This is a genomic window from Schinkia azotoformans (genome assembly GCF_035811335.1).
GTDB lineage: Bacteria > Bacillota > Bacilli > Bacillales > Bacillaceae_J > Schinkia > Schinkia azotoformans.
Window position 1 is genome coordinate 177,531 of sequence record NZ_JARSMD010000019.1, and the last position, 21,185, is coordinate 198,715.

Consider the following 21,185-nt stretch of genomic DNA (forward strand, 5'->3'; position numbering starts at 1 on the left):
AAAATATGATAATTCGCAAAGCAAGCATTCAAGATGTAGACGCCATATTTGATCTTATTGATTCGTATGCGAAGGAAGATCTCCTATTACCAAGAACACATCTATCTTTATATGAAAATATTCAATGTATGCGGGTTGCTGAACAAGATGGAAAAATTATCGGTGCAGGTAGTTTACATGTTTTAGGAAGAGATTTAGCGGAAATTCGCTCCTTGGTAATCTCCCCTGAGTGTAAAGGTTTAGGTACCGGCAGAAAACTCGTGTATAATCTAATAGAAGATGCAGAGCAGCTTGGGGTTGAAAATGTATTTGCAATGACCTATCAGGTGGACTTTTTCCATAAATGCGGTTTTACAATTGTTGATAAGCAGGAATTGCCGCAAAAAATTTGGAAAGACTGTATGAGTTGTCCAAAATTCTTAAATTGTGATGAGACGGCGATGCTTATAAAAGTAGCAGATTATAAGAAGACTTCATTACATTAAGGTTGAAATTATCTTTAATAATAAAAATGGGCACATTTCCTATCAAATTAGCATATGTTTGATTATTATCTGCTCTGCAGAATAGGTTTAATTGAATATGATCCCAGTGGGAGGATAGAAGGAAATGCTCGAATTTATATCCCAATTTAGTCCTGCCATGCAGGCACTTATTGCCACCTTGTTTACATGGCTGATGACTGCGGTTGGGGCAGCGTCAGTTTTTACAGCAAAAAATTTTAACCAAAAGGTGCTTGATGGAATGCTCGGGTTGGCTGGGGGAGTTATGATTGCTGCCAGCTTCTGGTCACTTCTGTCTCCGGCTATTGAAATGGCGGAAGCAAGCGGAAAGATTGCTTGGATTCCGGCAGCAATTGGATTTTTATGTGGTGGCCTTTTCATTATGTTGTTTGACAAAATATTGCCACATTTGCACCCAATGTCGCCAATGGAACAGGCTGAGGGAATTCACCCGGAAAGAAAAAGAAGAAGTACATTATTGGTTCTTGCGATAACAATGCATAATATTCCTGAAGGTCTCGCCATTGGTGTTGCCTTTGGTTCGGTTGCTGCAGGCTATTCATCAGCGTCTTTAGCGGGTGCTTTGGCATTAGCCATTGGAATTGGAATCCAAAACCTTCCTGAAGGTGTTGCGGTATCTGTTCCGCTTCGAAGAGAAGGGATGTCCCGCTTGAAAAGCTTTTGGTACGGACAGCTTTCAGGAATGGTGGAACCTTTTGCAGCGGTGATCGGTGCATTAGCTGTCGTTTTTGTGCAGCCATTACTTCCATATGCATTAAGTTTTGCAGCAGGTGCGATGATTTTCGTAGTGGCAGAAGAAGTTATTCCAAGTTCCCATGAAAACGGAAATCATGACTTAGCTTCAATGGCTGTAATGATCGGCTTTACAATCATGATGATATTGGATGTTGCCCTGGGATAGCAAAAACCATAGGAAAAAGGCTTTCTCAAACAATTTCGTGTTTGAAAAGCCTTTTTAAATTAATACTGGGCTATTTTCTATGTTACTTATTAATGAATATGTGTTTGGGGCGACTTGCTTTACCACTTCTCTTGTATTGGAGCCGTAATAATACATTGCAAAGGCTTCGGCGAAAAATTCATCTTGATAGTCTGAGAAATAATCTCGTCCTGGCATCAACTTTGGAGCTTCCTCTTTCCAAATCTGAATATATTCCATATTATCTCTAAGTTTCTGATAATTTCGTTCGAATAAATGACCGACTTCATGCAGCTCCAAATTGACTGAACTATGTCCCATCCCTGTTTGACTTGCCCCTATTTTTGCGAGAGCAAGCGTAGGACCACAACCCCCGGGGACATCATCCCATGTTAATCCATTATTCCAACCTCTCGGAACCGTACCTTTTAAATTTTGAAAGCTTGGCTCATCCGTTAATTTTCCATTAAATAGTTTTACCTTTAGATTGTTTTCAGTTAAGAAGTTTAAGATTGTTGGGTTAATTTGCGAAAGCGTGTTAATCATTTCTAATGCATTTGTTTTATCATAATTATTATCATCAGGAAGAAGAATTAATTCTCCCAATAGCATCCCAACATACTTATCATTGGTTTCAATTTTGAGATTTTCATCAACCAAGGAAACTCCTAATGTCTTGCCTTCTGCATAATCCTGTATAGACAAAATCAGAGTAATTGAAATAAAGAGTATAAATATCTTTTTCATAATATCTTTCCTCCAAGTTCTTTTGCTAATTAGAATATAATCCCAAATTCTGAAAGTTATCTGAAATTTTTAATCCTTTTAAATCAGTTAAAAAATGTTAATACTATTTGGGAGTTATAACGTTCAATGGAGGAATAAAATGAAAAAGATGTTGTGGATCGTCCTTGCGTTTATTTTTATCGCTGGATGCAAAGAAAATAATGTTGAAGCTCCATCAACAACTAAAGAAGAAAAACAAGCGCTCAAACAAATATCAAATAACACCAAACAAAAGAATGCTGAATTTCAAAAAAGCCCGGAAATTAACAGAGCTGAAAATTTGGTGAGGCAGTATCTTGAATTAGGAGACAGCCCTAATACCGCAGTTGAGTTTGACCATAAAGCGGAAAATGGATACGTTATTCATGTCTATGATGTCATTAAGCAAGTCAATCAAACAGAACATTCAATAACAAGAGGCTGGTTTTTAGTAACATTAGAACCGGAAAATATAAAAGTACTAAAGTAAGAGTTTTTGTTCATAAATTCTTACTTTTTTTCTATTTATGTGCATTTGTAGAAATGTTAATATATGGTTAGTCTGAGCAAAAATAAAGGAGTCGTGATTTTTTGATTAAGAACAAGGAAAAAAAACCTGAAGAAATTTTATCCTATATTCATGATGGTGATGATATAATTTTACCGATTGCGAATGGGGAGCCACAAGTACTGTTAGATGTTCTTGAAGCAAATGCAACAATGTTAAAAAACGTTCGAATTCATCAAATGCATACAATAAAAGAAAGGGATTATATTTGGGGGAAATATTCAGGTCATCTTGATCATGTCTCTTATTTTTTAAGTCATGCGACGCGAAAGGCTTTTTTAGAAGGAAAATGTTCTCTAGTTCCTAATAATTTTCATGAAGTGCCTAGATTGCTTGAAAAAACAACGAAAATGTCAATAATATTAGCCACCGCGTCACCTATGGATGAGCATGGTTACTTTTCGTTAGGGGTTTCAGCCGATTATGTAGCTCCATTTATCGGTAAGGTTCCGTTTTTCTTGGAAGTGAATCAACAAATGCCAAGAACATTTGGAAGCAATCAGATCCATATTAGCCAAATTTCTGGATACATAAATGTAGATTATCCCCTGTTTGAAGTCCAGCCGGCAAAAATTACTGAAGCCGATCAGAAAATTGCGGCATTTATAGCGGAGCGAATCGAAAATGGCTCAACCATCCAATCTGGAATAGGTGCCATTCCAAATGCGACCGTATCGATGTTGACTAACCATAAAAATCTTGGAATTCATACGGAATTGTTAGCTGATGGGGTAATGGAGTTGATAGAAAAAGGGGTTGTAACGAATACTGAAAAAAAACTATTACCTGGTAAAACTCTGGCAACATTCGCTTTAGGTACCAAGAATCTATATAACTTTCTTCATAATAATCTCGGGACCCAGATGATGCCTGTAAACTATGTTAACGATCCCAGAATAATAGCCCAAGAGGATAATATCGTATCTATTAATGCCACTACTGAGGTTGACTTTTTAGGACAATGTGCATCTGAAACCATACAAGGCCGTTACTATAGTTCATCTGGTGGTCAAGCCGATTTTGCAAGAGGTGCTATGTTTGCGAAAAATGGCAAAGGATTTATTTGTTTACATTCAACTGCTAAGAATGGCACAGTTTCACGTATTCAGCCACAGTTAACACCAAGGTCTGTCGTTACAACATCTAAGAATGATGTAGATCATATTGTTACAGAATTTGGTGTCGCAAAATTAAGAGGAAAAAGCATTTCCGAGAGGGCCAAGGAGTTAATCAATATAGCCCATCCAGATTTTCGTGATGAATTACGCTTTACAGCAAAGCAATGGGGCTTACTATGATAGAAAAGGCAGGAATGACCTGCCTTTATTAAAAAAATAATATAATAGGTGAAAAGTCGCAAAAATTGGCGTAATATATAGATGTATATAATATTTTTAATTTTCAGAACAGGGGTTAGATAGGGGGGCTAAAATGAGTAGATTATTAAAAACAAAATCTGCGAAACAAGCATTACAAAAGGTAGAAAATGTTGCGGCTATGATTAAGAAAAACTGGAAAACAGAGATTCCTATTCATGAACAGATTGAACACCTACGTTCCGTACTAGATAGAGAGCTAAAGAGTGACGAATTCTTTGTTATTGTTGACCAAACTGGAAAAAGCTATATTCATACAAACCGTTTGCGTGAGGGTGGGCATTTTGGGGATGAAGTGGGTTTAAGGGCGGCAAAATCTAATATACCTTTATTACAATTATATCCGAGAAACACGGGAGAAGTATTAGTAGATGCTTGTTGCCCAATTTTACAAGACCAAAATGGTAATCACTATGTTTTAAGAATGGGGAGACTAATCCACAGGCCCTTTATTGGTTTGATGTTTACAATTTTAAGTTTAGTTCCAGGGCTTGTGGCAACGCTTACAGCAATGATGTTCGGGCTAAAGTTGGCACAGTCTTTAGGTGTATTTTTAATGACATCAGGATTAACCTTTCTAGTAAGCTTTTATTTCTACTTTACGATAAGGAATCGGTTGAAAAATTGGTATGGGGTTACAAAAACGATTTCTTCCGGAGACTTAAGCGCTGAAGTGAAAACGAAAGGTGCCAGAAATGAGTTTCATCAAATAGGATACGAGATTAATAAAGTGATATTAGGATTCCGCTCAATCATTAAAAATTTTGAAGAAGCGACGGATTCCGTTGGGACAATTAGTGAGCACCAGGCACAATCGGCTAAAATGCTATCTTCTACGTTTGATCAAGTATCAGCAACAATGCAATCCTTTCGTGGTGGCGCAGAACAACAAAGTAACTCTGTCATTTTAGCGCAAGAAATGGTTGATAAAATGATGGGGCTAGTTGAGACGATGCAAAATGAAGTAGAAAAAGCTGTTCATGGAGCAGATGAAGCTTTGCACACTTCCGAGGAAGGTGAAAAGGCTGTTCTATCTACCCAAAAACAGATGAGAGATATTCAAGCAAATGTCGTTGAAACCGCGAAAAGGATAAGGGCGATATCGAATGATGCGGATCTTGTTATGAAAAAGGTTTCCTCGATCACGGATATTGCAAAACAAACAAATCTACTTGCACTAAATGCATCGATAGAGGCTGCACGCGCAGGAGAAAGCGGTAAGGGATTTGCAGTCGTAGCTACTGAAGTAAGAAAGCTAGCGGAAGGGACGAATCTATTTGCTCATGATATTCTAGCTTCATTACAGCAAACAAGAGATGAATTACAGGATGCTGTTGATCAAGTAGAGATTAATGTAAAATCAATTGGTGACGGTGTTGAACTTGTTGCAGAAGCGGGTAAGGCTATTGATAAATTAAAAACAGCATCGATTAAAACAATGGAGCTTGTCTCTAATAATCGTCAATACGCCATTTCTGTTACTGACAATGGAAAAAGCCTTCAGCAAATAATAGATGAAATCAATATTATTGCTAATGATTTTACGAAAATAGTTCAGGAAACAACAGCAACGGTTGATAAAGAAATTGAGGGTATCCATCAATTAGCAGAAGATGCTTCCCTTCTTACAAAGGAAGCTAAAAACCTTAGCATAATTGTGAAACGATTCCACTATTAAAATACAAATAAGGCCACCTTTTTAGACTAAAATGGTGGCCTTATTTATATTCTTATTCTTGTGTTTATTTGCTTCTTTCTTCAAGCAGATTATAGACATGCTGAACATCTTTATCACCACGTCCGGATAAATTAACAATAATAATATCATCCGGCTTCATTTGTGGTGCTAGCTTGATTGCATAGGCGACGGCATGTGTACTTTCAAGTGCTGGTATAATTCCTTCCGTTTTGCAAAGCAATTGAAAGGCATCAAGTACCTCGTCGTTTGAAACTTTATAATACTCAGCACGACCTATTTCATGTAAATAGCTATGCTCTGGTCCAACACCAGGATAATCTAATCCGGCCGCAATCGAGAAGGTTGGTCTTGGATTCCCTTCTTCATCCAACAACGTTAATGTTTTAAAACCGTGGATCACTGCTGGAACACCTTCTGAAATTGTAGCAGCTTGATCTGGTTCTACGCCGATAAGACGAACAGAAGGTTCATCAATGTAATGGGCGAAGGCTCCAATAGCGTTACTACCACCGCCAACACAGGCAACGACAGCATCTGGCAGACGACCTTCTTTTTCTAATATTTGGCGCTTTGATTCCTCGCTAATGATGGATTGAAAATGCTTCACCATCGCCGGATATGGGTGTGGTCCAACAGCAGAACCCAATAAATAAAATGTATTTTTGTAATTAGCAATAAGGTCGTTTAACGCTTCATCCACAGCTTCTTTTAGTCTGCCTTGACCATTAGAAACTGCAATTACTTTTGCTCCAAGCATTTCCATACGGAATACATTTAATGCTTGGCGTTTTGTATCCTCTACCCCCATATAAATAACACATTCCATATTAAACATGGCACAACCCATAGCCGTAGCAACACCATGTTGTCCGGCGCCAGTTTCGGCAATAACTCTTTTAGCACCCATTCGTTTAGCAAGCAGGATTTGACCAAGCACATTATTTACCTTATGTGCGCCCATGTGATTTAAATCTTCGCGTTTTAGATAGATCTTAGCTCCACCAAGCTTTGCTGTTAAGTTACGCGCAAATGTCAGTGGGTTCTCTCTACCTACATATTCTTTTAAATAATATTTAAATTCATCATTAAATTCTTTATCATCTTTATATTTGTTAAATTGCTCTTCAATATAGTTTAATGCCTCTTGTAATTCCGGCGGAACAAAACTGCCCCCAAAATTTCCATAAAATCCTTTTTGTTCTGTCTGAGCTCCACTCATCTTAAAATCCTCCTCTAAAAGCAACAAAAGTATTCATCAATCTAAATTCAATTGTACCAAATATTCAGATACATTTCTATATCTCTATTGTTCGTGGATCGTATATTTTATGTAACCCATATTTATACAATATTTCAAATTTGGAATTTGAATGTTCAAGTTCTAATAGCCTTGTAACGAATAGTTCTATCGAAGCTGCATATTTTCTTTCATCATCTATAATGGGGTCTATTTCATTACAAAAATTACACCATAATTCAATACCAAATCCAACAACATCAGTGGGGTAATCTTCTTTCATAGAATAATATAGAAGCCAACCAACTGTTTGTTGGCATGAGTCGTAGAGATCCTCTATTAAATGAGTCACTTCAACATAAAGTTTTTTAGCAAATTGTTCTTTTTTTTGATGAAAACTGATAATCTTTCCCACTTTAATACCCCCTTAATGCCCGCATATTGTAATCATAACATGGAAGTTTAACTGTTTAAAGGAATATTTTAAATATTTAGAAATTATAACCTTTCCAATTTCTATTTAAAAAAAGTAGAATATAAAATATAATAGAGGTAATATCTTTTTATGGAAGGGCGAAAAGGATGAGTCAAAATAATAAAGGTATACTATTAGAAAGTGGTACAAATGAATTAGAAATCGTTGAGTTTGGAGTAGGTAATAATAAATTTGGTATAAATGTTATAAAAGTAAAGGAAATCATTAATCCTGTTCCGGTAACAACAGTTCCTCATGCCCATCCGTCAGTGGAGGGAATTATTACGCTTCGCGGGGAAGTATTGCCGGTTGTCAATATGTCTACTGTTCTTAATTTTCCACCTTCACAAGATCCGAGGCACGATAAATTTATCGTTTGTGAATTCAATAAAACGAAAATTGTTTTTCATGTACATACTGTTTCGCAAATCCACCGTATTTCATGGAATCAAATTGAAAAGCCAAATGAAATGTATACGGGCTTAGAAAGCCAAATTATCGGTGTTATTAAGATGAAGGATGAGATGGTTCTCCTCTTAGATTATGAAAAAATTGTAGTTGATATTAATCCTGACTCAGGAATAAATGTAGACCGGTTAAAGAATCTTGGTCCAAGAGAACGTTCCAATAAAAAATTAGTGATTGCCGAGGATTCTGCGTTACTACGAAAGCTTCTTGAAGAAACACTGGAGGAAGCTGGTTATGGTATGCTAACATTCTTTGAAAATGGCCAGGATGCCTTAGATTATTTAGAAGGTATCGTTTCTTCTGGAAGAAATATTACTGATGTGGTTCAATTGGTCATTACCGATATTGAAATGCCTAAAATGGACGGACACCACCTTACAAAACGTATAAAAGACAATAAAGATTTGAAGGTTCTACCTGTTATTATTTTCTCTTCCTTAATTACCGATGATCTGCGTCATAAGGGTGAAGTCGTAGGAGCAACCGAACAAGTAAGTAAACCGGAGATCGTAGAATTAGTGAAATTTATTGATAAGCATGTTCTATAAATAATGATTCGAGAGTAACTTTAGGGTTGCTCTCGTTTTTTTTGAAACTAATAACTAACGAAAACTAATAAAACTAAATAAAACCTTATAAAGATGATGGAAATCACTTTTAAATAGGCAATTGTTAGTTTATGATAGTAATATATTTTTTTGAAAAGAGGTGAATAGTTGGAACGGGAATTATTAAAGCCTGAAGAAGTAGCTAGCATACTGAAAATATCTAAATATACGGTTTATGAAATGGTTAAACGCGGTGATCTAGAAGCGATTAGAATCGGGAGGAAAATGCGATTTGATCCGGCAACGATTGAAAAGTTTAAACATGGTCATGAACAGGTAAAACAGATACAGTCTGGGGCTTTGCCATCTGAATTTACTGGAAGTATAAATGGGCAGCCTATTTTATTTTTGGGTAGTCATGATTTAGCTGTAGAAGCATTGGCAACCGAAATAAGAGACGCCATTCCAAATTTTCAATTCTTTACTGCTTTTACCGGAAGTATGGATGGACTACTGAATCTTTATTATGGAAAATGTGATATTGCCGGCTGCCATTTATTTGACGAGGAGACGGGACAATATAACATACCGTTCGTAAAAAGAATTTTCCCTGGAGAAAGGATCCATATTATTCATTTCGTTAACCGGAATATTGGCTGGATCGTTCCAAAGGGGAACCCGAAACAATTGTCAGGTTGGCAGGATCTATCACGAGATGATTTAACTTTCATAAATCGGCAAAAAGGAGCGGGTACCCGAATTTTGCTTGATTATTACTTAACGAAGCTTAACCTGCCACAATCCGTAATAAGCGGTTATGACGATATTGAACGGACACATATTGCTGCCGCTTCAAGAGTCGCACGCAGTCTTGCGGATTTTGCATTGGGTACTGAAAGTGCGGCTAAGGCATTTGGTCTAGACTTTATCTTATTAAAAAAAGAAGTATATGACTTTGTCATGAAATCCGTTTTTTATGAAAGTGCCCATGGCCATGCCTTTATACAATTATTACATGAGCCTGGTATTGTCTCAAAGATTACCCAACTTGGGGGATATGACACAAAAAATATTGGAAAGATAGTGGAGGATTAAGATGAAAAATAGTTTAATACATATTAACAAATTATTTCTGCTAGTCGTTATGGCAGCCATTTTAGTAGTTTTTTCAGGATGCTCTGGTAATCAAGAAAAACCAGCTACTGAACAAGCAGGTGAACAACAGGCCACGGAAAATACTAATGTTAAAAAAGACTTCGTATTAGCCACAACAACAAGTACACAAGATAGTGGATTATTGGATGTATTAGTACCAATGTTTGAAGAACAAACAGGATTTATGGTTAAAACAATAGCTGTTGGCACAGGAAAGGCATTAGAAATGGGTCAGAACGGCGAAGCGGATGTATTATTAGTTCACGCTCCTGAGTCTGAACAGCCTTTAGTTGATAGTGGCGTTGTAACAAATTATCAGTTAGTTATGCATAATGATTTTATTGTTGTTGGACCTAAAGAAGATCCGGCAGGTATTAAAGGACTTACATCTACTGTTGAGGCCTTTAAGAAGATAGCAGAGGATAATTCGCTATTTGTTTCGCGAGGAGATGACTCCGGTACACATAAAAAAGAATTAGGTCTATGGAAAAATGCTGAAATCGAGCCAAGTGGTAAATGGTACCAGGAAACAGGTCAGGGTATGGGCGCAACATTAAAGGTTGCATCAGAAAAAGATGGTTATTCATTAACAGACCGGGCCACATACTTGGCACTAAAGCATGAACTAAACCTTGATATCATACTTGAAGGCGAAGAAAGTCTATTAAATATTTATCATGTAATGCAAGTTAACCCCGAGAAGTTTGAAAATATTAATGGTGATGCAGCAAAAGCATTTGTTGATTTTATGGTTGCACCTGAAACTCAAAAGGTGATTGGGGAATTTGGCGTTGAGGAATTTGGTGAACCATTATTCTTCCCAGATGCAAATACAAAATAAAAGGTGACTATTTATGGAAATGATTGTGAGCGGTTTGTTAGAAGCGATTAGAATGCTCATAACATTCGATCCAGAAATATATGAAATTACTTGGCTGACTCTGAAGGTATCAGGGTCAGCTACATTTATAAGTCTTGTTATAGGTATTCCTCTGGGAGTATTTCTTGCATGGGTTCATTTCCCCGGCAGAAGATTAATTATTAGTATCGTTAACACGATGATGGGTTTTCCACCAGTTGTTGTTGGGTTATGGGTTTATTTATTTTTAGCCCGAAATGGTCCATTAGGCCAGTTAGATTTAATCTTTACCCCTACAGCGATTGTGATCGCTCAAGCAGTTATCGCTTCGCCAGTCGTAATGGGGTTAACAAGTGCCGCCGTAATGCAGGTTGACGAAAAAATGAGAATGCAATTCAAAGCTTTGGGTGCCACAAAGCTGCAAATGTTGTTTCTAGTTTTGCGGGAGGCTCGTTTTTCCTTACTCGCTGCTGTTATTGCCGGTTTCGGTGCGGTCGTATCAGAGGTTGGCGCCTCACAGATGGTCGGTGGAAATATAAAAGGATATTCAAGAGTTTTAACAACGGCAACAGTAATGGAGGTTTCTAAAGGGCACACAGAGGTTGCGATTGGAATATCGGTGATCCTGATGCTCTTAGCTTATTTAATCACATTGGGCCTGACGTTATTGCAACAAAAGGATGCAAAAGGGTGAAAATAATGCTCGATTTACAGGATATCACAGTTATAAAAAGAAATAAGAAAATTGTATCGGTTCAAGAGTTAACAGTGAAGCCGGGTAAAGTTATAGGGCTTATAGGCCCGAATGGAGCTGGTAAAAGCTCACTCCTTAAACTAATGGCTTTACTAGAGAACCCAACTACAGGGATCATTCATTTTAATGACCTACAGGTTTTTCCCGGTAAAGTAAACCTCACCGAACGACGCAAGGTTTCCGTAGTTTTTCAACAGCCATTAATGCTTGATACGACAGTATATAATAATGTCGCAATTGGTCTTAAGTTTAGAAAGACTCCCAAAAAGGTAATCAAAGAAACGGTTTTCTATTGGTTAAAACAATTTGGAATTGACCATTTAGTAGAGGATCGGGCCAAAAATCTTTCAGGCGGAGAAGCACAAAGATTATCCATTGCTAGGGCAATGGCTACAAATCCGGAAATCCTATTTTTGGACGAACCCTTTTCTGCATTGGACTTACCGACCAGAAGAAAATTATTGAAGGATTTTCAGCAAATTTTAAAAGAAACGGGAACAACGACCATATTTATTAGCCATGATTATCATGAAGTGAGATATTTATGCGAAGATATTATATTAATGTTCGAAGGAAAAATGGTGGATTATGGAAAAGTAGAGGAACTGCCATTTAAAAGATTTACAAATGATGTTAATCAGTTTTTGGACGAATGGATGACACCGTTAATTGATGAGGATCGAATAGAGAAGGCGATGACCTGATCATAGGCTCGCCTATTTTTTAATTAAAAGTAAGATTGTCCCAGTTTTTTGAATACAGGTTTTGTGTATTTTCGTTTAGACGGTGGGCCTAGGGTGTTATTATCTGAATCAGATTCACGGATACCCGTGTAGCTCTGTAAAATTAGCTTGGCTTTTGAAAGTGGTAAGTTTGTCTTGGGGTTACGGTATGTTTCATTTAGTTCTCCAAGATGCGGCAATGACTCGAAATCAGCTTTTTGGGGAGGAATATGGAAATAATACTCACCTACTGAAACAAGTAAATCGGAACGTTGTTGACTATTTTTTGGATTTTTAGAAAAGTGAAGGCCTAGTTTTTTTGCTTTTCCATCTTGAATAAGTTTTTCAAGTGTTTGTTTCTTTAAGTAATAAAGAAATTTAGGATTTGGGGCAGTTTTTGCGTGTCGATTCACGATGAAGAGAGCACGGGAGAGATCATCTATTGAATATTCCATTATTTTGACTCCTTTCAGTTATCTTCTATTATTATACACTCATAGATAGTGTCAAAACAACTAGTAATAAATTATATAAATAAGATGACAACTTCATGAACATTCCGTTGTTTGTCGCAAATTAATAGGCAACTGCATGAAAAACATGTTACTATTACATAGTAATAAACACTACTAGATAATTGCAAACTAGGAGGTAACTAGATGAAGAAATTCATGATCTTTGTTGCATCATGCATCCTTTTATTTGGCTTATCTGCTTGTAATTCTTCTGAAAACGATAGTGAACAAACATCACAAGGCTCAGGGGATATTAAAGCGGAATATAATTTAGATACGAAGGAATTTTCGCCAATGATGACTCAATACGGTTCAAAGGAATCGCTTGAGGCTTATGCGTTTGCTGCGGAACATCCGCAAGTGTTAGATCATATGCCATGCTATTGCGGCTGCTTTGAAACGGATGGACATACGAATAATACTGCATGTTTTATTGATTCGGTTGACGGCAATATCGCTACATTAGACAGCATGGGCCTTGGCTGAGGGATCTGTGTTGATATAGCCCGTGAGGCTAAAGCAGAATTTGAAAAAGGTACGGATCTGAAGACTATTCGCAATATTGTAGACGAAAAATATGGTAATAATGGTGTAGAAGGAACACCAACACCAATGCCTGAATAACATAATAAAAGCAGTGGATCATAGTGATCCACTGCTTTTATATATTATAATGGATACAAGAAGTTCACCTTGCAGATGGGAATGATGTTTGATGCAAGAAAAGTTTGCAATAATTGATATTGGCTCTAATACAATGAGACTCGTCATTTATCATAATGAAAGAAATGGAAGGCTAAAGGAAATTGAAAACATTAAGACGATGGCCCGGCTCCGCAACCATTTAGATGATCGGCAATATTTAGATAAGACGGGGATGGACATTTTAATACGTACATTGAAAAACTTTGAGGAAATTACGAAATATCATGCCATTCAGAATATTAATGCGGTGGCAACAGCCACTATTCGTCATGCAAAAAATCAACACGAAATCCTCGAGAACATTCAAATATTCACAAATTTGGATGTGAAAATTCTTTCTGAATTTGAAGAAGCCTATTATGGTTTTTTAGCTGTTATTAATTCCACATCGATTACCGAAGGGATCACAATTGATGTTGGTGGCGGCAGTACAGAGGTCACTTATTTCCGTGATCGGAAACTAATTTTTTATCATAGCTTCCCTTTTGGTGCTTTATCGTTGCGAAAGCAGTTTATGGAGGGTCCCGTTCCGACTGCAGACGAATTATTACATTTAACAACCTTTTTACATGAGGAAATCAATAAAATTGAATGGATTAAGGACATGCGGCGAGTACCGATCATTGGAATAGGTGGCAGTGCCCGTAATATAGTGCAAATCGATCAAAGGCGTAAAATGTACCCATTGGGGGGCTTGCATCAATACGAAATGACCAGTCATGATCTCGCTACAGTAAAAGACAGTCTGATTTGTTTACCCCTTGAGAAGCTACAATGTGTGGAAGGACTTTCAGAGGAACGTGCTGACATTATTATACCGGCACTGGAGGTTTTTAATGTTTTTTATCAAATCACACATGCCTCCTCTTTTATTCTAAGTAGGAAAGGGCTTCGTGATGGTGTTGTTTATGAAGAACTACTAAAACCATTTGGAATTAAAATGTTTCCGAATGTGTTAGAGGAAAGCTTATATGAATTGGAATATGATTACGAGATTAACATTAATAATGTAGTCCAAGTGTCACGTATCGCCATATCTATTTTAACTTCATTGCGGAAGTTCGGATTTTTGTCAATCACAGATACCGAGCTTACAGAAGCAAAACGGGCAGCATTATTATTTCAATTAGGACGGTATATTGATGATGAGGCAAGTAGTCAACATACCTTTTATCTTCTTGCGAATCGAACAATTGATGGTCTCATGCACGAGGAGAGACTGCGCTTAGCCGCCATTGCTTCATTTAAGTCAAAAACATATTTAAAAAATTACCTGGAGCCATTTGCGGACTGGATTTCTAAAGAGGATTTTGTTGTCATTCGAATCTTGGGAGCGGTTTTGAGGCTTGCATATGCTCTAAACGAAACAAAACGAAATATAGTGGAACAGCTTGAAATGGCTGACAGGCAAGAAGATCTGATGTTTATTATAATGTGTTCGAACAATTGGCAGGCTGAACAATATCATGCAGAAAAACAGAAAAAACAATTGGAAAAAGTTTTAAAACGAAATATTATTTTGCATTTTACGCGTGCTTAATCGGACTCTTGCTCGAGTATATATAAGTAAAGGGAGTTTACAAAAAGGGGGCTCCGAAAAATGAGGACAGTGGAAAATCAAGAAATTGATTTAGGGCATCCATCTCTATACAATAATCGTGAGCTTAGTTGGCTCGCATTTAATGAAAGGGTATTACAAGAGGCATTGGATGAGAGCAATCCACTTGGAGAAAGATTGAAGTTTTTAGCGATTGTTAGCAACAATCTTGATGAATTTTTTATGGTACGGGTTGCAGGATTGAAGGACCAGGTAAAGGCAGGCTTTAATAAACCGGAAAATAAAGCCGGGTTAACCCCAAAGGAACAGCTTGCTGCCATATCGAAAAATAATCATCAAATTGTTGATTTGCAGTATGCCACATATCAGGATAAATTGTTGCCTTTATTAGAAAAGGAAAATATTTTTATACGTAAGATGGAGGAGTTAACTTCTCTTCAAAATCAATTTGTAGAAAGAGTTTTTGATGAACAAATTTTCCCTGTCTTAACACCGCTTGCGATTGATGCCTATCGGAATTTTCCAATGCTTGCTAATAAAAGCATCAATCTCGCCATTATACTTGTTGATCCACAAAAAAAGAGCGAACGATCCAAGGAGAAATTCGCCATCGTTCAAGTGCCGGCTGTTTTGGATCGATTCATTAAGTTTCCTTCCGAGGAGGGGGGGGAGTGCTACATTCTGTTAGAGGATGTTATCACCTATTTCATCCATAAGCTATTTAAAGGCTATTTAGTTAAGCAAATTTCGAAGTTTAGAATAACAAGAAATGCGGATATGACGATTCATGAAGAAGGTGCCCGTGACTTGCTAAAAGAAATAGAAAAAGAGCTGAAAAAACGGAAGTGGGGGGCAGCGGTACGTTTAGAGGTTTGTGAAGATTCTATCGACAATAACATCCTTCAGTTTTTAGCCAATACTTTGGAAATACATGAAAAAGATATATATCTGCTTAATGGCCCATTAGACTTGTCGTTTTTATTTAGTTTTTACAATGAAATAATAGGTAATAAAGAACATTTAGCTTATCAAACATTAATCCCGCAACCACCTATAGATTTAATTGGTGAAGAGGATATTTTTGAAGCATTGACAAAAAAGGATGTTCTTCTGCATCATCCATATGAATCCTTTGAGGCTGTTGTTGACTTTATTTCACAAGCTGCCGATGATCCGAATGTGTTGGCCATAAAACAAACCCTCTATCGAGTAAGTGGGGATTCACCCATTATAAAATCATTAAAACGAGCGGCAAGTAACGGTAAGCAGGTCACCGTGTCAGTTGAGTTAAGAGCTCGTTTTGATGAGGAAAAAAATGTGCATTGGGCAAAGGAGCTTGAAAAAGCTGGCTGCCATGTTATTTATGGAATGACATCCTTAAAAACACATAGCAAAATCACTTTAGTCGTTCGAAAAAGAAATAATAATATTGAACGATTTGTTCATTTAGGAACAGGAAATTATAATGATGTTACTGCAAAAATATATACTGATTTAGGTTTCTTAACTTCAAACAGAGAATTTGGCATAGACGCCACGAATTTTTTTAACTATCTAAGCGGTTATACTGAGAAGCCTGTTTATCATCATCTATCTGTCTCCCCATTCGATATTCGAAATGACTTGATCTCTTTAATTGACGAGGAGATTTCATACCATAAAAAATATAATAACGGAAAAATTATTTTTAAAATGAATTCGTTTACGGATAAAGAATTAATTATGAAGCTGTATGAAGCATCAAGGGCTGGCGTGAAGATTGATCTTATTGTTAGAGGGATTTGTTGTTTAAAACCAGGGATAAAAGGGGTTAGTGAAAATATTAGGGTTCGCAGTATCATTGGACGTTTTTTAGAACATAGTCGGATTTATTATTTTCATCATAATAGGGAAGAAAAAGTGTTTTTATCCTCAGCTGATTTAATGACAAGAAATATGGTAAAACGAGTGGAAATTCTTTTCCCGATATATGATGAAGTGATAAAGAAAAAGATATTTAAAATTGTTTCAATATTAGTTGCTGATAACGTGAAGGCTAGGGAATTGAACGAGGATGGGACCTATAGTTATTTGAAAAGAGGGCTGAATGATCCGGTTATTAATAGCCAGGAAGTCTTATTTGAAATGGCTTACCGGGTTCTTGAGGATGAGGAGTAGATAGAAAAGCGAAAGCGCCCGTTTAGCGACGTATAAACTGGTGCTAGACATTAATAATGAAAGGACGGTCTATTCAGATCGCCCTTTCAAAGATCTAAGCGTGAAAATCGTTAATTCAGGTGGAGAAAAAAAACGGAACGGGACTCGCGTTGTTCCAATTCCACGGTTAACGTAAAGCTGTGTCGACCCTACTTGATAAAAACCTTCATAATAGGTTGTTGCCCCATAAGGTGTGAAAATTGGACCGAAAAAGGGCAATTGTACTTGTCCTCCATGGCTATGCCCTGAAAGTTGGAGATCAGCTGGGAGGTTTTCGATGGATTTAACCAAATCCGGCTGGTGTGCAAGAAAGATCGAGTATACATCACTTTCAATCTTTTGTAACGCCTTTACGGGGTCCGGTTTGCCGAGCATCCCATCATCAAGCCCGCTAATATATATGTAATCATTCATTTTGTTATAGAGCTTTTTATTCTCATTGACAAGCAATTCAAAGTCGGCTTCTTCCATAATCATCTTAATGATTTCAGAACCATAGCCCCCATGATCATGGTTTCCATATATCGAGAATTTACCGAGCGGAGCCCGTAAATCCTTTAATAACTGAGTGACCTTCCCGATTTCTTTATATTTGTTCGGTGCATCTAACAGGTCGCCCGTAAAAAAGATTATATCAGGTGCTTTTTCATTGATAAGGTTTACTAGTTTTGAGAATTGGTCTGCAGTGTAGTTGAAGCCAATATGTGTATCACTGAATAACACAATCCTAGTGCCATCGAAGCTCATTGGTATTTTCACTGACTGTAAAGGGTGTCTTGTAATTTTAAGCTGCCTCGGTTCGATATAGCGGGCATACCCAAAGCCCATACTAGAAAGAAATATTGTACCCAAGCTCAATTTATAAATTTGTTTTATAAATGACCTTCTAGTCATTTTAGCATCCTCAATTTTCATGTTGCTCAACCTATCCCAAATTAAAATCGCATAATTACCATTATAACACTTCTTTTAAATTCCATACAATTTTATTTTGAATGTTTTGTGCAGGATTTTCTGTTTCCACTATGGAAATTATAATATGTGTAAATAATGGTATGGGAGGTCGAACTAATTGATTAAACAATTAAACCCGCCAAGAAGAATTTTAATGGGTCCGGGGCCTAGTGATGTCCATCCGGCTGTTCTTCAATCAATGGCAACACCACTTTTAGGACATCTTGATCCAGCATTTTTAGAAATAATGAATGAAACGATGGATTTATTAAGACAAGTCTATCAGACAGAAAACAAAGTCACACTTGCGATGTCCGGAACAGGCAGTGCTGGAATGGAAACATTATTTGTAAATCTAGTTGAACCAGGTGATAAGGTTATTATTGGTGTAAATGGTTTGTTTGGACAGAGAATGGTAGATGTCGCTCTTAGATGTGGGGCTGAAGTAATCCAAGTAGAGGGTGCTTGGGGAGATATTATCCGTCCTGAAAAGGTTGAAGAGGTTCTGCAACAACACAAAGATATTAAACTGGTAGCGGTTGTGCATGCTGAAACTTCTACTGGCGTCCGGCAGCCTTTGCAAGAATTAAGCGAGATTGTACATCGTCATCATGCTCTTTTTGTTTGTGATATGGTGACATCAATTGGCGGAATTCCAACAAAGATTGATGAATATGGAATTGATGCAGCCTATAGCGGGACTCAGAAGTGCTTGAGTGCACCTCCGGGACTTGCACCTGTTACATTAAGTCCACGTGCCTTGGAAGTATCAGCGAATCGAAAAAGCAAAGTACAAAGCTGGTATTTAGATCTTTCGATGATTCAGAATTATTGGGGTGAGGAACGTTTTTACCATCATACTGCTCCAATTACAATGATCTACTCTTTACGTAAGGCCTTACGACTTATTGTCGATGAAGGTTTGGAAAATGTGTTTCATCGTCATGCGCTATATGGTAGGGCATTACATGCAGGTCTAGAAGCAATGGGCTTAGAACTACTCGTGAACGAGAAGCATAGACTGCACCAATTAACGGCGGTTCGTATTCCAACGAATATCCAAGATGTTGAAGTTCGAAAGCGATTATTGCAAAAGTACGGTCTTGAAATTGGTGGAGGCTTAGGAGAATTGAAGGGTAAAATTTGGCGTATCGGTCTCATGGGATATAATGCACGCCAAGAAAATGTGACCTATGCATTAGCTGCAATCGAAGATGTCCTGCGCGAACATGGATATCATTTTATTTCTGGAGCCGCTTTAGAAGCAGCTAACCGTTATATTCGTGAAAACGAATGACCTATCAGATTTATTTCTGATAGGTTTTTTGTTGTACTATGAGCATATAATTTTATGGATTATAGTATAAGAAAGGACATCGACTTCCGCCATTATTGGCGGTAAGCCATGTCTTTCTAAGGATATTTTTGTATAATTATGTTAGAATAGCTTAAGATTGCAATAAAATAAACAGAGATGGGGAAGTTTGAGGTGGGACGAATGGATCCGTTAGAAATATTAACAAATAAAGAATCGTTATTACCCTTCTATCAGCCAATATTCAGCGCTGATGATCATGAGATCATTGGATATGAAGTACTTGGAAGAATGAAAGTGGATCAAGACTTCCACAGTATTGGTTCTTTTTTTGAGGATGAATCTGTTCCAGATGAGTATAGATTAGAAGTTGACGATTTTATTACAAAAAAAGCTTTACAGGAACTCTCTGAATTTAGTGAAATCACTATTTTTATTAATCGTAATCCAAACTTATTGATGCTTGACCGCGGTGATTCTCTTTTGCATTTATTGTTGTCATTTCAAGAGCAGGGGTTGGATTTGAAACGGATTGTTCTTGAGATAACAGAACATAATTATCACGGGGATATCGAACAACTTAATCATGTATTAACTTATTTACGTACATATGGCATTAAATTAGCGATTGATAATGTTGGGAAAGAAGGCAGCAATCTTGAACGCTTAAGAATGTTGAATCCGGATATTTTAAAGGTGGACCTTTCTTTATTAAGGCAGACAACAACGGCTCAATCGTATTTGGATATATTATATTCGTTGTCTTTATTAGCTAGGAGGGTTGGGGCGGCCCTCCTTTATGAGGATATCGAAATGTTGTTTCAGCTTCAATATGCATGGCGAAATGGGGGCCGTTATTACCAAGGATTCTACCTAGCAAAGCCGGAGCAAGCTATCATTGATAAAAACTACCGTAAGGAATTTTTAAAGAAGGAATTTCACAGTTTTATAACCCATGAAAAAAAGAAATTATCAGCGCAATATGAAATTTGCAATGAATTTACAAATCGAATGTACCAACTGAATACTAAGTTAAAAACGAGGGATTATGACCAGCTTTTATTTAATGTGTCGCAGGTATTTTCTAAGGAAAGCTTTCGAATTTATATATGTGATGGTGAGGGATTTCAACAATCAGCCAATCTTTATAAGTCACAGGCTGGAGAGTGGGTTTTACAAGCGGAATACAAAAATAAAAATTGGAGCTGGCGGCCGTATTTTTTAGAGAATATTGTTAGGATGAATTATGATAAACGCGGGATTTTATCTGATTTATACAGCGACGTTGAAACGGGTGAAGTTACCCGGACATTTTCGTTTCCGATATCTGAACAATTGTATATCTTTATTGACCTTTCCTATAGTTTTCTTTTTGAACATGAAAATCTACTTTAAAAAGACAAGGCTGTCTCAACCTTAGACAGCCTTGTCTTTTTTTTATACTATCAGAAATTATGACCTCTCTTGTCGATAGTATAAGAATGACATCGACTTCCGCCATAGTTGGCGGAAAGTCGTGTCATTCTAACATTTTACTCCAAAATTAACTGTCTAATGGTGAGGTTATTTTACGAACGAAAATAGTCGTATCGCGTATAATACCTTGATAAAATTTAACTATATTCAAAAGAAGTCCTACTACCATAAGTTGTGGGATGAACGTAATCCAGTATTTAACTTGCATCCAGGAGAGGAAGGTCAATTAATGATGAAATATACATGTAAGAAATGTTGTAATATAATGCATAGCTTTTCGATTTGTCCAATTTGTAATGAGGAAGTTCATGTTGTTCCAATTGAAATTAATATTCAAAAAGGAACTAGTATTTTAGATAGCTTACGTGAGGAATAAATTCACACCCCTTTTTTGGGG

At 37.0% G+C, this 21,185-nt stretch carries 21 protein-coding genes; 16 read left to right on the forward strand and 5 right to left on the reverse strand.

Going from position 1 to position 21,185, the window contains the following annotated elements:
* The first annotated feature begins 5 nt into the window (after positions 1–5).
* Positions 6–485 carry an N-acetyltransferase gene (locus P9E47_RS11735; RefSeq protein ID WP_003330057.1) on the forward strand — a complete coding sequence of 160 codons (480 nt, stop codon included), beginning with the start codon at positions 6–8 and terminating at the stop codon, positions 483–485.
* A gap of 124 nt (positions 486–609) precedes the next feature.
* Positions 610–1,425, forward strand: a complete 816-nt coding sequence (locus P9E47_RS11740) for a ZIP family metal transporter (RefSeq protein WP_003330056.1) — start codon at positions 610–612, stop codon at positions 1,423–1,425.
* 54 nt (positions 1,426–1,479) lie between these two features.
* Here the strand turns inward: P9E47_RS11740 and P9E47_RS11745 are convergent, their stop codons facing one another.
* A complete protein-coding gene (locus tag P9E47_RS11745) occupies positions 1,480–2,190 on the reverse strand; it encodes an anthrax toxin lethal factor-related metalloendopeptidase (protein ID WP_326163533.1) in 711 nt (236 codons plus the stop codon).
* Positions 2,191–2,329: 139 nt separating this feature from the next.
* Here P9E47_RS11745 and P9E47_RS11750 point away from each other — a divergent pair, with 139 nt between their 5' ends.
* The 3 genes from P9E47_RS11750 (at position 2,330) to P9E47_RS11760 (ending at position 5,830) form a co-directional block, all read left to right on the forward strand.
* On the forward strand, positions 2,330–2,698 hold the full coding sequence (locus tag P9E47_RS11750; RefSeq protein WP_326163535.1) for a hypothetical protein: 369 nt from the start codon (positions 2,330–2,332) through the stop codon (positions 2,696–2,698).
* Positions 2,699–2,799: 101 nt separating this feature from the next.
* The gene (locus P9E47_RS11755) at positions 2,800–4,074 is read left to right on the forward strand and encodes an acetyl-CoA hydrolase/transferase family protein (RefSeq protein ID WP_003330052.1); all 1,275 of its coding nucleotides are present in this window, start codon (positions 2,800–2,802) and stop codon (positions 4,072–4,074) included.
* Between the two features lie 133 nt (positions 4,075–4,207).
* On the forward strand, positions 4,208–5,830 hold the full coding sequence (locus P9E47_RS11760) for a methyl-accepting chemotaxis protein (protein ID WP_003330051.1): 1,623 nt from the start codon (positions 4,208–4,210) through the stop codon (positions 5,828–5,830).
* Between the two features lie 64 nt (positions 5,831–5,894).
* Here the strand turns inward: P9E47_RS11760 and trpB are convergent, their stop codons facing one another.
* Positions 5,895–7,070, reverse strand: coding sequence for a tryptophan synthase subunit beta (gene trpB / locus P9E47_RS11765; RefSeq protein ID WP_003330050.1), 1,176 nt, complete (start codon positions 7,068–7,070; stop codon positions 5,895–5,897).
* 76 nt (positions 7,071–7,146) lie between these two features.
* Entirely contained in the window at positions 7,147–7,503 is a 357-nt protein-coding gene (locus P9E47_RS11770; RefSeq protein WP_326163537.1) for a hypothetical protein, read from the reverse strand.
* 167 nt (positions 7,504–7,670) lie between these two features.
* Between P9E47_RS11770 and P9E47_RS11775 the strand changes: the two genes are divergently transcribed.
* From P9E47_RS11775 to P9E47_RS11795, 5 genes are all read left to right on the forward strand, one after another.
* Positions 7,671–8,579, forward strand: a complete 909-nt coding sequence (locus P9E47_RS11775; RefSeq protein ID WP_003330048.1) for a chemotaxis protein — start codon at positions 7,671–7,673, stop codon at positions 8,577–8,579.
* Positions 8,580–8,747: 168 nt separating this feature from the next.
* Complete coding sequence (locus tag P9E47_RS11780) at positions 8,748–9,674, forward strand: helix-turn-helix transcriptional regulator (protein WP_003330047.1); 927 nt, start codon at positions 8,748–8,750, stop codon at positions 9,672–9,674.
* Position 9,675: 1 nt separating this feature from the next.
* On the forward strand, positions 9,676–10,575 hold the full coding sequence (locus P9E47_RS11785; RefSeq protein ID WP_003330046.1) for a substrate-binding domain-containing protein: 900 nt from the start codon (positions 9,676–9,678) through the stop codon (positions 10,573–10,575).
* A 13-nt stretch (positions 10,576–10,588) separates the two neighbouring features.
* Entirely contained in the window at positions 10,589–11,287 is a 699-nt protein-coding gene (locus P9E47_RS11790) for an ABC transporter permease (RefSeq protein WP_003330045.1), read from the forward strand.
* Positions 11,288–11,292: 5 nt separating this feature from the next.
* The gene (locus P9E47_RS11795; RefSeq protein WP_035198166.1) at positions 11,293–12,051 is read left to right on the forward strand and encodes an energy-coupling factor ABC transporter ATP-binding protein; all 759 of its coding nucleotides are present in this window, start codon (positions 11,293–11,295) and stop codon (positions 12,049–12,051) included.
* Between the two features lie 23 nt (positions 12,052–12,074).
* Here the strand turns inward: P9E47_RS11795 and P9E47_RS11800 are convergent, their stop codons facing one another.
* Complete coding sequence (locus tag P9E47_RS11800) at positions 12,075–12,524, reverse strand: YkyB family protein (protein ID WP_003330043.1); 450 nt, start codon at positions 12,522–12,524, stop codon at positions 12,075–12,077.
* A 204-nt stretch (positions 12,525–12,728) separates the two neighbouring features.
* On the opposite strand from P9E47_RS11800, the gene P9E47_RS11805 reads away from it, so the two are divergent.
* The 3 genes from P9E47_RS11805 (at position 12,729) to P9E47_RS11815 (ending at position 17,004) form a co-directional block, all read left to right on the forward strand.
* Entirely contained in the window at positions 12,729–13,208 is a 480-nt protein-coding gene (locus P9E47_RS11805; RefSeq protein ID WP_326161990.1) for a PCYCGC motif-containing (lipo)protein, read from the forward strand.
* A gap of 91 nt (positions 13,209–13,299) precedes the next feature.
* Positions 13,300–14,829, forward strand: coding sequence for a Ppx/GppA family phosphatase (locus P9E47_RS11810; RefSeq protein ID WP_003330040.1), 1,530 nt, complete (start codon positions 13,300–13,302; stop codon positions 14,827–14,829).
* 60 nt (positions 14,830–14,889) lie between these two features.
* Positions 14,890–17,004, forward strand: coding sequence for an RNA degradosome polyphosphate kinase (locus tag P9E47_RS11815; protein WP_003330039.1), 2,115 nt, complete (start codon positions 14,890–14,892; stop codon positions 17,002–17,004).
* A gap of 69 nt (positions 17,005–17,073) precedes the next feature.
* Here the strand turns inward: P9E47_RS11815 and P9E47_RS11820 are convergent, their stop codons facing one another.
* Positions 17,074–17,958, reverse strand: coding sequence for a metallophosphoesterase (locus P9E47_RS11820; RefSeq protein WP_003330038.1), 885 nt, complete (start codon positions 17,956–17,958; stop codon positions 17,074–17,076).
* Between the two features lie 157 nt (positions 17,959–18,115).
* On the opposite strand from P9E47_RS11820, the gene P9E47_RS11825 reads away from it, so the two are divergent.
* The 3 genes from P9E47_RS11825 (at position 18,116) to P9E47_RS11835 (ending at position 21,164) form a co-directional block, all read left to right on the forward strand.
* Positions 18,116–19,294 (forward strand): pyridoxal-phosphate-dependent aminotransferase family protein, encoded by a 1,179-nt coding sequence (locus P9E47_RS11825; protein ID WP_003330037.1) that lies wholly within the window; start codon positions 18,116–18,118, stop codon positions 19,292–19,294.
* Between the two features lie 201 nt (positions 19,295–19,495).
* Positions 19,496–20,707 carry an EAL domain-containing protein gene (locus P9E47_RS11830; RefSeq protein WP_003330036.1) on the forward strand — a complete coding sequence of 404 codons (1,212 nt, stop codon included), beginning with the start codon at positions 19,496–19,498 and terminating at the stop codon, positions 20,705–20,707.
* Between the two features lie 310 nt (positions 20,708–21,017).
* Complete coding sequence (locus P9E47_RS11835) at positions 21,018–21,164, forward strand: hypothetical protein (RefSeq protein ID WP_157382062.1); 147 nt, start codon at positions 21,018–21,020, stop codon at positions 21,162–21,164.
* Positions 21,165–21,185 lie beyond the last annotated feature (21 nt).

Excerpts from the sequence above, each read along its gene's own strand:
- P9E47_RS11735 (WP_003330057.1), top strand. The coding sequence starts at position 6 with ATGATAATTCGCAAAGCAAGCATTCAAGATGTAGACGCCATATTTGAT.
- P9E47_RS11740 (WP_003330056.1), top strand. The coding sequence starts at position 610 with ATGCTCGAATTTATATCCCAATTTAGTCCTGCCATGCAGGCACTTATT.
- P9E47_RS11745 (WP_326163533.1), bottom strand. The coding sequence starts at position 2,190 with ATGAAAAAGATATTTATACTCTTTATTTCAATTACTCTGATTTTGTCT.
- P9E47_RS11750 (WP_326163535.1), top strand. The coding sequence starts at position 2,330 with ATGAAAAAGATGTTGTGGATCGTCCTTGCGTTTATTTTTATCGCTGGA.
- P9E47_RS11760 (WP_003330051.1), top strand. The coding sequence starts at position 4,208 with ATGAGTAGATTATTAAAAACAAAATCTGCGAAACAAGCATTACAAAAG.
- trpB (WP_003330050.1), bottom strand. The coding sequence starts at position 7,070 with ATGAGTGGAGCTCAGACAGAACAAAAAGGATTTTATGGAAATTTTGGG.
- P9E47_RS11775 (WP_003330048.1), top strand. The coding sequence starts at position 7,671 with ATGAGTCAAAATAATAAAGGTATACTATTAGAAAGTGGTACAAATGAA.
- P9E47_RS11785 (WP_003330046.1), top strand. The coding sequence starts at position 9,676 with ATGAAAAATAGTTTAATACATATTAACAAATTATTTCTGCTAGTCGTT.
- P9E47_RS11790 (WP_003330045.1), top strand. The coding sequence starts at position 10,589 with ATGGAAATGATTGTGAGCGGTTTGTTAGAAGCGATTAGAATGCTCATA.
- P9E47_RS11795 (WP_035198166.1), top strand. The coding sequence starts at position 11,293 with ATGCTCGATTTACAGGATATCACAGTTATAAAAAGAAATAAGAAAATT.
- P9E47_RS11800 (WP_003330043.1), bottom strand. The coding sequence starts at position 12,524 with ATGGAATATTCAATAGATGATCTCTCCCGTGCTCTCTTCATCGTGAAT.
- P9E47_RS11810 (WP_003330040.1), top strand. The coding sequence starts at position 13,300 with ATGCAAGAAAAGTTTGCAATAATTGATATTGGCTCTAATACAATGAGA.
- P9E47_RS11815 (WP_003330039.1), top strand. The coding sequence starts at position 14,890 with ATGAGGACAGTGGAAAATCAAGAAATTGATTTAGGGCATCCATCTCTA.
- P9E47_RS11820 (WP_003330038.1), bottom strand. The coding sequence starts at position 17,958 with ATGAAAATTGAGGATGCTAAAATGACTAGAAGGTCATTTATAAAACAA.
- P9E47_RS11830 (WP_003330036.1), top strand. The coding sequence starts at position 19,496 with ATGGATCCGTTAGAAATATTAACAAATAAAGAATCGTTATTACCCTTC.
- P9E47_RS11835 (WP_157382062.1), top strand. The coding sequence starts at position 21,018 with ATGATGAAATATACATGTAAGAAATGTTGTAATATAATGCATAGCTTT.